Origin of the sequence: Undibacterium sp. 5I1 (genome assembly GCF_034314085.1) — a bacterium.
In the GTDB taxonomy this organism is placed as follows: domain Bacteria; phylum Pseudomonadota; class Gammaproteobacteria; order Burkholderiales; family Burkholderiaceae_D; genus Undibacterium.
In genome coordinates this window covers 3584975-3599139 of record NZ_JAVIWI010000001.1, presented here as the reverse complement: position 1 = coordinate 3599139, position 14165 = coordinate 3584975, and the positions used below count along the sequence as shown (strand labels likewise).

Sequence of the window (14165 nt, the reverse complement as noted above, 5' to 3'; positions counted from 1 at the left end):
GTTTCACGTGAAACATCCTAATATTGGCTATTGAAATTATCCTGTAGCACAGTTTTTCATCAAAAACCCTCTATAATCGTGCCTCTCCAAGAAATCCAAAAGTAGAAATATCCTATGTTTTATCCTAAAGAATTCGATGTGATCGTAGTTGGCGGCGGCCATGCTGGTACTGAGGCCGCACTTGCCTCCGCGCGCATGGGGCAGAAAACGCTTTTGCTTTCGCATAATATTGAAACGCTCGGCCAGATGTCGTGTAATCCTTCAATAGGTGGCATAGGAAAAGGACACTTGGTCAAGGAAGTGGATGCCATGGGCGGCGCGATGGCGATTGCCACCGATGAGGCTGGTATCCAATTCCGCATTCTAAATTCGTCCAAAGGTCCGGCAGTACGCGCGACCAGAGCGCAAGCTGACCGTATTTTGTACAAGCAAGCGATCCGCAGCCGCCTGGAAAATCAGCCTAACCTCTGGCTGTTTCAGCAAGCAGTAGATGACTTAATGGTAGAGGGCGACCGTGTCGTTGGTGCCGTAACACAGGTTGGTATTCAGTTTCGTAGCCGGTCTGTTGTGTTGACCGCAGGTACTTTCCTTGATGGGAAGATCCACGTTGGCCTGAATAATTATTCGGCAGGACGTGCCGGTGATCCTCCTGCGATCTCTTTATCGACCCGCTTAAAAGAACTCGCCTTGCCGCAAGGTCGTTTGAAAACTGGTACGCCGCCGCGTATCGATGGTCGCAGTATTAATTTCTCAGTGATGCAAGAACAGCCAGGTGATCTTAATCCTATTCCCGTTTTTTCCGTAATGGGAAATGGCGGCATGCATCCACGTCAAATGCCGTGCTGGATTACCCATACCAACGAACGCACTCACGATATTATTCGTGCCGGACTTGATCGTAGTCCTATGTATACCGGCGTGATTGAAGGAGTCGGTCCGCGCTATTGCCCCTCGATTGAAGACAAGATCCATCGTTTTGCCAGCAAAGAATCACACCAGATTTTTTTGGAGCCAGAAGGTCTGACCACCAATGAATATTATCCGAACGGAATTTCTACCAGTTTGCCTTTTGACGTGCAGCTAGATTTGGTGCGTTCTATGCGAGGTATGGAGGACGCTTATATCCTGCGTCCAGGTTATGCGATTGAATACGATTATTTCGACCCGCGAGGATTAAAAACCTCCCTAGAGACACGTTCAATTAAGGGCTTGTTTTTTGCCGGACAAATTAACGGCACTACCGGTTACGAAGAAGCGGCAGCGCAAGGTATGTTGGCGGGATTGAACGCGGCATTGTTGACCCAAGGCCGTGATGCCTGGGTGCCGCGTCGTGATGAAGCCTATCTCGGTGTCTTGGTCGATGATCTGATTACCAAGGGTGTGCAAGAACCTTACCGCATGTTCACTAGCCGTGCCGAATTCCGCCTGAGTTTGCGTGAAGATAATGCCGATATGCGTCTGACCGAAATCGGTCGTCAGCTTGGTTGCGTTAGCGATGCGCAATGGGCAATGTTCGAGCAAAAGCGTGAGGCTGTTTCACGTGAAATGGAAAGACTGCGTTCGACCTGGGTGAATCCACGTATTTTGGCGGACGTTGAGGCCGAGCGTATTGTGGGTAAAGCCTTGGAGCGTGAATATTCTCTGGCCGATTTATTGCGCCGCCCACATGTGACGTATGAATCTTTGATGACCATGCAAGGTGCTGATGGTCAACAACTTGCTGGGCCTGGTGTGCAAGACGACGCGGTAAAAGAGCAGGTCGAAATCCAGGTCAAATATTCTGGCTATATTGACAGGCAGGCTAAAGAAGTTGAGCGCCATGCGTATTTTGAAAATCTCAAAATGCCAGACGACTTCGATTATTTAGAAGTCAACGGTCTGTCGGTAGAAGTGAAGCAAAAGCTGAATAAGCATCGGCCAGAAACCCTAGGGCAGTGCGGTCGTGTTTCTGGCGTGACACCAGCGGCGATTTCCTTGCTACTGGTGCATATGAAAAAACGTGGTTTTAAAGAGTTTACTGCTGCGCCCGAATTAGCTGTTGCGGTAGAAACAGGTGATGGCGAATGAGCGGGTTTGATGCAGCAAGCTTGCGCGCTAGTTTGGCTGAGGGAATAAAGGCTTTGCCCTTGTCACTGGACGATGCACAGATCGATCAGATGATTGCTTATCTGGCATTGTTATCGAAGTGGAATTCGGTCTATAACTTGACGTCGATTCGCGACCCTAAAGAAATGGTAAAGCAGCATGTGCTGGATTCCTTGTCAGCTGCACCTGCTTTTAAAGACGCCAAAAATGTCCTAGATGTCGGTGCTGGCGGCGGTTTGCCCGGCATGATATTGGCGATTACTTATCCTGCGATTCGAATTTCCATGATCGATACGGTCAGCAAAAAGACCGCGTTTTTGACTCAGGCGAAAACCGAATTAGGCTTAAAAAATGTCACTGTCCATACCGGCAGAGTGGAGACCTTGGCGGTGACAGAGAAGTTTGATGTGATTACCTCGCGTGCTTTTTCTGAGCTATGCAATTTCATTAACTGGTCGGGACATTTGTTGGCAGAGGGCGGGCAATTCATCGCCATGAAGGGCGTTGCGCCGGATCAGGAGATCGAGCGTATGCCAGAAGGATGGCAAGTCCAGTCGCTACAAGCTTTGTCAGTTCCGGGCATGGATGCTGAACGTCATCTGGTGTTTATTAAGCGACAATGAATTCACGTAATTGAGTATGTCAGTAAGCTGCGTCAATAAGTTACGTAAATAAGTATTACAAACGCAGCGACACCAATTGAAGCAAAGCGGATTTTATTTTGTTTAAATATATACTCCACATGAGTATATTTATTTGTCTAGATAATCATTGGACGATACGGCATAATTTGCAAAATAACGGGGGAGTATATTGATTTCGTATTATTTTAGATTAAGGCAGCTTGCCTCCAGGTTGTACTTGTCCCCCTCCAGAACCCTACTAAAAGTAAGCTAAAGTCACTATGGCGAAAATTTTTTGTGTCGCAAACCAAAAAGGTGGGGTGGGCAAAACCACGACCACAGTCAATCTGGCTGCCGGATTGGCTAAGCTTGATCAGCGCGTATTGCTGGTCGATCTCGATCCGCAAGGCAACGCCACCATGGGCGCGGGCATCAATAAGGCTAAACTGACGTCGTCGATTTACCAGGTGTTGCTGGGTATGTCCGATGCGGCTTCGGCGATTCTGCGATCTGAGTCGGGCAACTTTGATGTCTTGCCTGCCAACCGTGAATTAGCCGGTGCCGAAGTAGAAATGGTGGAGCTGGAAAACCGAGATAAGCGTCTACGCGACGCATTGGCAACAGTAGGCGCTAACTATGACTTTATCCTGATCGATTGCCCACCGGCTTTATCCATGCTGACCTTAAACGGATTGTGCGCCGCTCACGGGGTCGTGATTCCGATGCAGTGTGAATATTATGCATTGGAAGGTTTGTCCGACCTGGCCAATACGATTAAAAAAGTATCGGTCAACCTCAATCCGGATCTGAAAATTGTCGGTCTGTTGCGGGTGATGTTTGATCCGCGTATGACGCTGTCGCAACAAGTTTCTGATCAGTTGGAACAGCACTTTGGCGATAAAGTATTTAAGACCGTCATTCCCCGCAATGTGCGTTTGGCGGAAGCGCCATCGTATGGTATCCCCGGAGTGGTGTTTGACCCCAGCTCTAAAGGCGCGCAAGCTTATATTGCGTTCGGCGCCGAGATGGTGGAGAGAATCAAATTGTTAGAAGCAAAGTTAGACACTAAGTCGGAAGCAATATAATGGCAACCAAAAAACAAAAAGGCTTGGGGCGCGGTTTAGAAGCCCTGTTCGACGGCGCAGGCGATTTTACAGAAGCGGTTCCCACGGTAGCGGGCGCACCGAGCAGCTTGCCGGTCAGCCAGATGCAGGCAGGCAAGTATCAGCCGCGTACTCGCATGGATGAGGGCGCACTGACCGAACTGGCCAACTCGATTAAAGCGCAAGGCTTGATGCAACCGATACTGGTACGCCCGATTGGTCAGAATAATGGCATCACGCGTTATGAAATCATTGCCGGTGAACGCCGTTTCCGCGCTTCGCAAATGGCAGGTTTGGAAGAAGTGCCCGTGCTGGTCAAAGATGTAGACGATCAAGCCGCCGCAGCGATGGCTTTGATCGAGAATATCCAGCGCGAAGATCTCAATCCTTTAGAAGAAGCACAAGGTATTCACCGTCTGATCACGGATTTCAGTTTTACCCATGAGCAAGCGGCCGGTGCGGTAGGTCGATCGCGCAGCGCGGTGTCTAATTTATTGCGCCTGCTTAATTTGGCGAAGCCGGTACAAACCATGTTGATGGCAGGCGATATCGACATGGGGCATGCCCGTGCCTTGCTGGCAACAGATGCCGCGACGCAAATCCAGCTGGCGAATCAGGTCGTGGCAAAACGTATGTCGGTGCGCGAGGCCGAGAAACTGGTTACCCGTACCACGGCTGAAATGAGTTCGCCAGCGAAGACTCGGGATAAGGCAGAAAAATCGCGCGACATTACTCGTTTAGAAGAAGAGCTTTCAGACCTGCTGGCAACCCAGGTTACTTTAAAAATGGGTAGCAAAGGGCGGGGACAATTGATGATTGATTTTGCAGATCTGGACAGTCTGGACGGCGTTATTTTAAAAATACGCGGTCAATAAGACTGGTTTACCGATATGACAATTTTATTGCTGCCGGGCTTACACAATTCAGATGACACACACTGGCAAAGTTTGTGGGAACAGCAACTAGCCAAGCAGTATGACATTCACCGGGTTCAGCAAGATAGTTGGGATCAGCCTGATCGCGAATCTTGGGTAACGACTCTTTCGCAAGCAGTCAATCGCGCTGATGGCACCGTTATCTTAGTAGCGCATAGTCTGGGTTGCGCTTTAGTTGCATGGTGGGTCGCATCCGGTATGCCGGGAGTGCAAGATACCCGTAAGGTAAGGGCGGCATTATTAGTGGCGCCGCCAGAGGTAGAGCGGGTCGATTTTCCGGCACCGAGTTTTGCACCAATGCCGCAAACAGCGATGAGATTTAAAACAAAAGTGATTGTTTCTGACGACGATCCTTGGTGTGAGATGCAAATCGCGCAGAAGTGGGCGCAGAGTTGGGGTGCGGAATTTCACCATATCGGTGCAAAGGGTCATATTAACGGAGATTCTGGTCTATGCGACTGGAAACAAGGCCAGCATTGGCTTGCCGAGCTGGTGGCGAGTGCAGAAAATTGATGTGTGTCTCATTTTGATGCGCAGCATCAAACGTTTGACGATGGTGCGCACTACCACGTATAATTCCGTGGTTTTGGTTGGCAGGCGTTTGCGCTGACTTAAATCGTTTGGCAGTGAATAAATTTTATTAGATACTGCCGGCAAATTACGAGGAATTGGCATGGCGCGTATTGTCTTGCTGCAATTTGTAGCGACGTTGGTAGTCGCACTGGTCGCGGCACTTATCGCTGGCACAGCCTCAGGAATATCCGCATTATTAGGCGGTTTGTGTTGCGCGGTTCCCAATGCTTTGTTTGCCGCACGGCTATATGCCAGTGCCAAAAAGCCCGGGGGAGCCAATCCGATGACATTCTTCATCGGTGAATTTGTCAAAATTGCGTCAACAGTGGCTCTCATGGCAGCGACTGTTTACTTGTACCACGATGTGAACTGGCTGGCGTTCGTCGCTGCCTTCGTCTTGGAACTGAAAAGTTATTTCATCTTACTATTTAGACACTAATTATGAGCGCAACAGAGAACGCCCCAACCGCGTCAGAATATATTTCCCATCACCTGGGACATTTATCTAACTCACATATTCCTCAAGAGTCTTTGTGGGACATGTCGTATATCAATATAGATACAGTAGTCTGGTCTGTTATTTGTGGCTTGATCGGTAGCTTGATCATGTACATGGCTGCACGTAAAGCGACATCTGGCGTTCCCGGTCGTTTCCAATGCGCAGTTGAGATGTTGTTCGAAATGGTAGATAACAATGCGAAAAGCATTGTTCATGGCAACACAGCATTTATCGCACCTATGGCATTGTCGGTATTTGTCTGGGTAGTGTTGATGAACTCACTCGACTTTTTACCAGTGGACTTGTTCTCTCAATGGTTGTTCCCTGCTTTCGGTATCAGTCCGGAAACACATCATCGCGTAGTACCGACAGCTGACTTGAATGGCACTCTGGGTATTTCGATTGGCGTGTTTGCGTTAATGATGTACTACAGTTTCAAGATTAAAGGTGTAGGCGGTTTTATCAAAGAATTGTTCAGCGCACCATTTGGCCCTATGTTGTTCCCGTTCAATTTGGCATTAAACATCGTTGAATATGCGGCGAAAACTTTTTCCCTCGGTATGCGGTTGTTCGGCAATATGTTTGCAGGTGAATTGCTGTTCTTGTTGATTGCCGCTTTGTTGGGTGCTTCTGATTCCATCCTTGGTGGTGTCGGTCATCTGGTACTTGGCACTGCATGGTCAGTTTTCCATATTTTGATTGTGCCTTTGCAAGCATTTATTTTCATGATGTTGACGCTGGTATATATGGGTCAAGCTCACGAAGCGCATTAATTAACGTTTTTTCAGGTTTTTGAAGTTTGGTTTTTAGTATTTGCTTTTGGTATTTTTATTTTTCAACTTTTAAGGAGTTTTCTCATGACTAACGTCGCTTTCGTTGCATTGGCTTGTGGTTTGATTATCGGTTTGGGCGCTTTGGGTGCATGTATCGGTATCGCTATGATGGGTGGTAAATATCTGGAAGCGTCTGCTCGTCAACCAGAGTTGATGGAAAAGCTGCAAGGTAAAATGTTGTTGTTGGCTGGTTTGATCGATGCTGCGTTCATTATCGGTGTTGGTATTGCTATGTTCTTCGCAACTGCAAATCCGTTCAAAGGCTAATTAGCTTTCCTTTTCCTACCGTGGACTTAGTCTGCGGAACGATCGATTTGATAAGGAAACTAACATGAATCTTAATCTATCAATGTGGTACCAAGCTGGGGTGTTTTTCATCCTCGCATTGGTGACTGCAAAATTCATCTGGCCACCAGTTATTGGTGCGATAGATGAACGTATGAAAAAAATCGCAGACGGATTAGCTGCAGCTGATCGCGGCCGTGCAGAAATGCAAGCTGCTGAAAAGCGTGTAGAAGCACAATTAGCTGGTGCTCGTGATGAAGGTCAAAAACGTATCATCGAAGCAGAAAAGCGCGCTCAGTTGATCGTTGAAGAAGCTAAGAATACAGCAACTGCTGAAGCTGCACGCATTATTGCTGCTGCTAAAGCGGACGCCGATAATCAAGTTACAAAAGCACGTGAAGAATTGCGCGACCAGGTTGCTACATTAGCAGTCAAAGGTGCAGAACAAATTCTGAAGCGTGAAATCAACGCATCGGCGCATGCTGATTTGTTGAGTCAACTGAAAATCGAGCTGTAATCATGGCTGAACTCGCAACGATCGCTCGTCCTTACGCAGAAGCATTGTTCCGTGTTGCGCAATCTGGCAACCTGTCCGCATGGTCGGACTTGGTTGCTGAGATGGCGCAAGCCGCAGCACATCCTGATGTAGTCGCTCTTGCTCACAATCCTAAAGTCTCTGCTGTTCAAACAGCCGAGGCTTTCTTGTCCGTGTTGAAGTCTCCAGTGAACGAAGAAGCGAAAAACTTCGTCAATACGCTCACTGAATATGACCGCTTAACTTTGTTACCTGAAATCGCAGCACAATTTCACGCGTTGAAAAATGCGCAAGAAGGTGCCGCAGATGCGCAAATTACTAGCGCCTTTGAACTGACGGCAGAACAAGTAAGCGATTTAGCGACAACACTGGAAAAGAAATTCGGCCGCAAGCTGCACCCAACTGTGACAGTGGATAATTCCCTGATCGGTGGTGTGCGTATCGTGGTCGGTGATCAAGTGCTGGATACGTCGGTCCGTGCCAAGCTGCAACAAATGCAAGTTGCCTTAACTGCGTAGTGTGAGCACGCAAGTACTGAAACAATTTTAGGAGTTAGTATGCAACTCAACCCATCAGAAATCAGCGAGTTGATCAAGAGCCGGATTCAAGGCCTTGGTACCAGCGCTGAAGTTCGTAATCAAGGTACGGTTATCTCCGTTACCGACGGTATCTGCCGCATTCACGGTCTGTCAGACGCGATGCAAGGTGAGATGCTGGAATTCCCAGGCAATACTTTTGGTCTGGCATTGAACTTGGAACGTGATTCCGTTGGTGCCGTTATTCTCGGTGACTACGAGCATATTTCCGAAGGCGATACAGTCAAATGTACTGGCCGTATTCTGGAAGTGCCTATCGGCCCAGAATTGCGCGGTCGTGTTGTTAACGCCTTGGGTCAGCCTATTGACGGCAAAGGCCCGATCAACGCAAAACTGACAGCACCAATCGAAAAGATTGCTCCTGGCGTTATTGCCCGTCAATCGGTTTCCGAGCCTATGCAAACGGGTATCAAATCAATTGATGCGATGGTACCGGTTGGTCGTGGTCAGCGTGAATTGATCATTGGTGATCGTCAAACTGGTAAGACAGCGGTAGCGATTGATGCCGTGATCAACCAAAAGGGTCAAAACGTCACATGTATCTATGTTGCGATTGGTCAAAAAGCATCTTCCGTTAAAAACGTAGTGCGTTCTTTAGAAGCCCACGGCGCGATGGAATACACCATTGTTGTTGCGGCGACAGCGGCTGAATCTGCAGCAATGCAATTCGTCTCCGCTTACTCCGGTTGCGCGATGGGTGAATATTTCCGCGATCGTGGTCAAGATGCATTGATCATTTATGATGATTTGTCCAAGCAAGCTGTGGCTTATCGTCAAGTTTCCCTGTTGCTGCGCCGCCCACCAGGTCGTGAAGCTTATCCAGGTGACGTGTTCTACCTCCACTCCCGTTTGTTGGAACGTGCAGCACGCGTTAATCCAGATTACGTTGAGAAATTCACCAACGGTGAAGTTAAAGGCAAAACTGGTTCATTGACTGCGTTGCCTATTATTGAAACCCAAGCTGGTGACGTTTCTGCTTTCGTTCCAACCAACGTAATTTCGATTACTGATGGTCAGATCTTCTTGGAAACATCTTTGTTCAACGCTGGTATTCGCCCTGCGATTAACGCTGGTATTTCTGTATCACGCGTTGGTGGCGCTGCTCAGACTAAGGTCATCAAAAACCTGTCTGGCGGTATCCGTACCGATTTGGCGCAGTATCGTGAATTGGCCGCGTTTGCACAGTTCGCTTCTGATCTGGACGAGTCCACGCGTAAGCAGTTGGATCGTGGTGCACGCGTAACTGAATTGCTCAAGCAAGCTCAATATGCTCCCTTATCGATTTCTCTGATGGCCGCTTCCCTGTTCGCAGTGAATAAAGGCTTCCTGGATAACGTCGAAGTTAAGAAAGTATTAGCCTTTGAAGCAGGTCTGCATAGCTACTTAAAAACTAGCCAAGCAGCATTGCTCGCCAAGATTGAAGAAACCAAGCAACTCGACAAAGATGGCGAAGCCGTTTTAGCCGCAGCTGTTGCTGATTTCAAAAAATCTGGCGCGTACTGATCTTAACTGGCGCAGAAGGAGTAAGAACAGATGGCCTCAGGTAAAGAGATACGTGGCAAGATCAAAAGTGTAGAAAATACGAAAAAGATCACTAAGGCGATGGAAATGGTCGCCGCATCCAAAATGCGTAAGGCGCAAGACCGGATGCGTGCAGCTCGCCCTTATAGTGAAAAAATTCGTAATATCACTTCGAACTTGTCACAAGCGAATCCTGAGTACACGCATCCTTTCATGGTTCAACAAGATCAATCCAAAAAAGTCGGATTGATCGTTGTGACCACAGACAAGGGTTTATGCGGTGGCCTGAATACGAACGTGTTGCGTTTGGTCACCAACAAACTGCGTGAACTCGAAGCTAAGGGTTCAAAAATTGAAGCGGTCGCAATTGGTAATAAAGGTCTTGGCTTCCTGAACCGTATCGGTGCAAAAGTCGTGGCGCACGCAGTGCAACTCGGCGATACACCGCATCTGGATAAACTGATTGGCCCAGTAAAATTATTGCTGGATGCTTATCAGGACGGTAAGTTAGATGCAGTCTACCTGTCTTACACCAAGTTTATTAACACTATGAAGCAAGAGCCTGTCCTAGAGCAATTATTGCCCCTGACGGCTGACAAACTGGCAGCAGATAAAAATACCCACACTTGGGACTATATCTATGAGCCAGACGCAAACACGGTGATTGATGAGTTGCTGGTACGTTATGTTGAGGCACTGATTTTTCAAGCAGTGGCAGAGAACATGGCGTCTGAACAATCGGCTCGTATGGTAGCGATGAAATCAGCCAGTGATAACGCAGGTAGTGTGATTGGTGAACTGAAACTGGTGTACAACAAAACCCGTCAAGCTGCGATTACCAAAGAGCTTTCCGAGATCGTCGCCGGCGCGGCAGCGGTCTAAACTGATTATTATTTATTGAAGGAACGAACATGGCTAATGGCAAAATCGTTCAGTGTATCGGCGCTGTTGTGGACGTTGAATTTCCACGTGACGCGATGCCTAAGATTTACGATGCCTTGAAAATGGAAGGCTCCGAACTGACTCTGGAAGTTCAGCAGCAATTGGGTGACGGCATTGTCCGTACGATTGCTCTGGGTACTTCTGACGGTCTGCGTCGCGGCATGATTATTTCAAACACTGGCAAACCTATCATGGTACCAACTGGCAAAGCAACGCTGGGTCGTATTATGGACGTATTGGGTAATCCAATTGATGAGTGTGGTCCGGTTAGTCGTGAAACTACCGCATCGATTCACCGTAAAGCACCTGCTTACGATGAACTGTCCCCATCGCAAGAATTGCTGGAAACCGGCATCAAGGTGATTGACCTGGTTTGCCCGTTCGCAAAAGGCGGTAAAGTTGGTTTGTTCGGTGGTGCCGGAGTAGGTAAGACCGTCAACATGATGGAACTGATCAATAACATCGCTAAAGCACACAGCGGCTTGTCCGTATTTGCCGGTGTTGGTGAGCGTACTCGTGAAGGTAATGACTTCTATCACGAAATGGCTGACGCAAAAGTAGTTGATCTGGAAAATCCAGAAAATTCTAAAGTTGCGATGGTGTACGGTCAGATGAATGAACCACCGGGCAACCGTCTGCGCGTTGCTTTGACAGGTTTGACGATCGCTGAAGGTTTCCGTGACGAAGGCAAAGACGTATTGTTCTTCGTCGATAACATCTATCGTTATACTTTGGCCGGTACTGAAGTTTCCGCATTGCTGGGTCGTATGCCTTCTGCTGTGGGTTACCAACCGACTTTGGCTGAAGAAATGGGCCGTCTGCAAGAGCGTATTACATCGACTAAAACTGGTTCGATCACATCGATCCAAGCGGTTTATGTTCCTGCCGATGATTTGACTGATCCATCTCCGGCTACGACGTTTGCTCACTTGGATTCCACTGTTGTTTTGTCCCGTGACATCGCTTCTCTGGGTATTTACCCAGCGGTTGATCCACTGGATTCAACATCACGTCAGTTGGATCCGCAAGTGGTTGGTGTAGAGCATTACGAAACAGCCCGTGCTGTTCAAGGTACTTTGCAACGCTACAAAGAATTGCGCGACATTATCGCGATTCTGGGTATGGACGAGTTGGCACCAGAAGACAAATTGTTGGTAGCGCGTGCACGTAAAATGCAACGTTTCCTGTCTCAGCCTTTCCACGTTGCTGAGGTATTTACTGGTTCCCCAGGTAAATACGTTTCACTGAAAGATACGATCAAGGGCTTCAAAATGATCGCTTCCGGTGAGCTCGATCACCTGCCAGAACAAGCGTTCTACATGGTAGGTACTATCGACGAAGCAATCGAAAAAGCGAAGAAAATGGCTGCTGCTTAATTGCGTATTATTTGCTCATTAATTGCTGATTAATTACTCAGTAATTATTAAGTAACTAACAAGTAGGCTTGGGTGTAGTACAAAGTAATATTGCGCTACACCCCTCGTTTTTTGATCGAATGAAAAGGTCCGATATGGCACACACTATTCACGTTGACGTGGTTTCCGCAGAAGAGTTGATCTTCTCTGGCGAAGCCGAGTTCGTCGCGTTGCCGGGTGAGGCTGGTGAATTGGGTATCTATCCAAAACATACGCCATTGATCACTCGCATCAAGCCAGGCGCGGTACGCATCAAGCTGGTAGGCCAGGCAGAAGACGAATTTGTTTTCGTTGCTGGTGGTCTGTTAGAAGTGCAACCGAATGCCGTTACTGTTTTGGCCGACACCGCGATTCGCGGTAGCGATCTGGACGAGGCAAAAGCGAACGAAGCAAAAAAACTGGCTGAAGAAGCTTTGGTCAATAAAGAATCTAAAATTGACTATGCGCAAGCACAAGCAGAACTGGCAGTAGCAATAGCGCAGTTGGCAGCAATTGCAAAATTGCGCCAAAAGCGTTAATGCAGACAAGCTGACACTGGTAAGTCGGCAAAGCAGTAAATTGAAAGGCAGCTCAGGCTGCCTTTTTGTTTTTTTAGTTTTGTATCTGCCGTGCGTTAATGCATTAATTTTTTGTGTCGCTCAGCACATATTGTCGACATAGATTGATAAGTCGAAATTAATACTCCTGGTAGGTATATTTGGAGTGTCCAGAGATTAATTGGACTATAGCTCAATTAAGACAAAATAAATGGGGAGTATATTAAATCGACAATGATGTCGTCTTGAGAGAAGAGAAAAAAACATGTTAGTCTTGCCAGCGCTAATCTTTGATTTTACCTTACTCCCAGCTTCACATAATTGCTGATAAAAGTGGACGACAAAAGCAGGCGACAAAAAAGGGTTGATATGACTACCAATAAAGAGTTACGCCAGATTTTATTGCACGCAAAAACGATTGCAGTAGTCGGTTTATCGCCCAATCCCGCTCGTCCCAGTCACGAGGTTGCGGCCTATTTGCAGGCGCAAGGCTACACCATCATCCCTGTCAACCCTAACGAGGTCGGAAAATTAATTCTTGGTGAAACCTGTTATGCCAGTTTGGCGGACGCAGCTGCCCACGCAACGAACAGGATCGATATCGTCGATTGTTTTCGTCAATCCGACGCGATGCCCGCGCTGGTTGATGATGCTATTTCGGTTGGTGCTCGCTGTATCTGGATGCAGTTAGGGGTTAGTCATCCATCCGCGGCGATGACCGCACGCTCTGCCGGCATTAGCGTGGTGATGGATCGTTGCATCAAAATAGACCACGCCATGCTTTGCTAATCTCATCCAGCAAAGGACAAAATTTGTTTAAAATAGAGCAACAAAATTACCGTCAGGAATCTCCATGAGCATCAGCGCACTATTCCGTAAAAAGCCCAAATTCGTCTTAAAAGATGAGGATGCGTCGCAAAAAATGATTGCGTCCAGCGAAGAAGACAAGAGCAATGCTAAAGCCGCAGATCGTTTGCTCACCTTGAGCTTGGCGGAAGAGATCTCTGCTTTCCAGACAGTTTTATACGCGCAGAAAAAGTATAAATTTTTGATCATCCTTCAAGGCATGGACACCTCAGGCAAGGACGGAACCGTGCGCGGTGTGTTTGGACAGATTGATCCACTTGGCGCCCGATCCATCGGTTTTAAAGCGCCGACCAGTGTGGAGCTTGCTCATGATTACCTCTGGCGCGTGCATCAGCATGTGCCAGCCAGTGGCGAGATAGTAATTTTTAACCGCAGCCATTATGAGGACGTACTGATCACTCGCGTACATGACATGATCGATGACAAAGAGTGCGAGCGGCGTTACGCACACATCAGGGATTTTGAACGTATGCTGACAGAAACCGGCACCGTAATTCTCAAATTCTTTTTACACATTTCTGCCAAAGAACAAAAGCAACGGCTGGAAGACCGCATCGCCGACCCGGACAAACATTGGAAATTCGATCCCCAAGACTTGGCGGAACGCAAATTCTGGGATGCTTACCAGCGCCAATACGAAAAAACCATCGAAGCCACCGATGCCGACCATGCGCCTTGGTACATCATTCCTGCCGACTCTAAAACCCAGCGCAACCTCGCAATTGCCCATATCGTGCAAGAGAAGCTCGCCAGTTTAAAACTCGCTTACCCGCCCGGCAATCCTGAGTACAGCAAACTCAAAGTAGTTTAAACCTGC

The 14165-nt window shown here is 47.9% G+C and carries 16 protein-coding genes; all 16 read left to right on the top strand.

Translation table 11 applies throughout. The annotated features are described in order from the left end of the window. Window positions 1-114 precede the first annotated feature (114 nt). The gene (mnmG, locus tag RGU72_RS15745) at window positions 115-2067 is read left to right on the top strand and encodes a tRNA uridine-5-carboxymethylaminomethyl(34) synthesis enzyme MnmG (protein ID WP_322120631.1); all 1953 of its coding nucleotides are present in this window, start codon (window positions 115-117) and stop codon (window positions 2065-2067) included. Continuing rightward, window positions 2064-2708: a 16S rRNA (guanine(527)-N(7))-methyltransferase RsmG gene (gene rsmG, locus RGU72_RS15740; RefSeq protein ID WP_322120630.1), complete on the top strand. Its 645-nt coding sequence runs from the start codon at window positions 2064-2066 to the stop codon at window positions 2706-2708. The genes mnmG and rsmG overlap by 4 nt, the downstream gene beginning before the upstream one ends. A gap of 281 nt (window positions 2709-2989) precedes the next feature. Beyond that, window positions 2990-3793, top strand: a complete 804-nt coding sequence (locus RGU72_RS15735) for an AAA family ATPase (RefSeq protein WP_322120629.1) — start codon at window positions 2990-2992, stop codon at window positions 3791-3793. Further along, window positions 3793-4686, top strand: coding sequence for a ParB/RepB/Spo0J family partition protein (locus RGU72_RS15730; RefSeq protein ID WP_322120628.1), 894 nt, complete (start codon window positions 3793-3795; stop codon window positions 4684-4686). The genes RGU72_RS15735 and RGU72_RS15730 overlap by 1 nt, the downstream gene beginning before the upstream one ends. Before the next feature lie 15 nt (window positions 4687-4701). Beyond that, entirely contained in the window at window positions 4702-5259 is a 558-nt protein-coding gene (locus tag RGU72_RS15725; RefSeq protein WP_322120627.1) for an alpha/beta hydrolase, read from the top strand. Between the two features lie 160 nt (window positions 5260-5419). Further along, on the top strand, window positions 5420-5758 hold the full coding sequence (locus tag RGU72_RS15720; RefSeq protein ID WP_322120626.1) for an ATP synthase subunit I: 339 nt from the start codon (window positions 5420-5422) through the stop codon (window positions 5756-5758). 2 nt (window positions 5759-5760) lie between these two features. After that, entirely contained in the window at window positions 5761-6591 is an 831-nt protein-coding gene (gene atpB, locus RGU72_RS15715; protein WP_322120625.1) for a F0F1 ATP synthase subunit A, read from the top strand. A gap of 84 nt (window positions 6592-6675) precedes the next feature. Beyond that, window positions 6676-6918 carry a F0F1 ATP synthase subunit C gene (atpE, locus tag RGU72_RS15710; RefSeq protein WP_110254369.1) on the top strand — a complete coding sequence of 81 codons (243 nt, stop codon included), beginning with the start codon at window positions 6676-6678 and terminating at the stop codon, window positions 6916-6918. Window positions 6919-6982: 64 nt separating this feature from the next. Then, window positions 6983-7453 carry a F0F1 ATP synthase subunit B gene (locus tag RGU72_RS15705; protein WP_322120624.1) on the top strand — a complete coding sequence of 157 codons (471 nt, stop codon included), beginning with the start codon at window positions 6983-6985 and terminating at the stop codon, window positions 7451-7453. A 2-nt stretch (window positions 7454-7455) separates the two neighbouring features. Next, a complete protein-coding gene (locus RGU72_RS15700; protein WP_322120623.1) occupies window positions 7456-7989 on the top strand; it encodes a F0F1 ATP synthase subunit delta in 534 nt (177 codons plus the stop codon). Between the two features lie 39 nt (window positions 7990-8028). Then, entirely contained in the window at window positions 8029-9570 is a 1542-nt protein-coding gene (atpA, locus tag RGU72_RS15695) for a F0F1 ATP synthase subunit alpha (RefSeq protein WP_322120622.1), read from the top strand. A gap of 30 nt (window positions 9571-9600) precedes the next feature. Beyond that, complete coding sequence (gene atpG / locus RGU72_RS15690; RefSeq protein ID WP_322120621.1) at window positions 9601-10470, top strand: F0F1 ATP synthase subunit gamma; 870 nt, start codon at window positions 9601-9603, stop codon at window positions 10468-10470. Window positions 10471-10499: 29 nt separating this feature from the next. Further along, window positions 10500-11906, top strand: a complete 1407-nt coding sequence (gene atpD / locus RGU72_RS15685; protein ID WP_322120620.1) for a F0F1 ATP synthase subunit beta — start codon at window positions 10500-10502, stop codon at window positions 11904-11906. A gap of 134 nt (window positions 11907-12040) precedes the next feature. Beyond that, complete coding sequence (locus tag RGU72_RS15680) at window positions 12041-12463, top strand: F0F1 ATP synthase subunit epsilon (RefSeq protein ID WP_322120619.1); 423 nt, start codon at window positions 12041-12043, stop codon at window positions 12461-12463. A gap of 387 nt (window positions 12464-12850) precedes the next feature. Then, a complete protein-coding gene (locus RGU72_RS15675) occupies window positions 12851-13270 on the top strand; it encodes a CoA-binding protein (protein ID WP_322120618.1) in 420 nt (139 codons plus the stop codon). A gap of 64 nt (window positions 13271-13334) precedes the next feature. Further along, window positions 13335-14159, top strand: coding sequence for a PPK2 family polyphosphate kinase (locus tag RGU72_RS15670; protein WP_322120617.1), 825 nt, complete (start codon window positions 13335-13337; stop codon window positions 14157-14159). Window positions 14160-14165 lie beyond the last annotated feature (6 nt).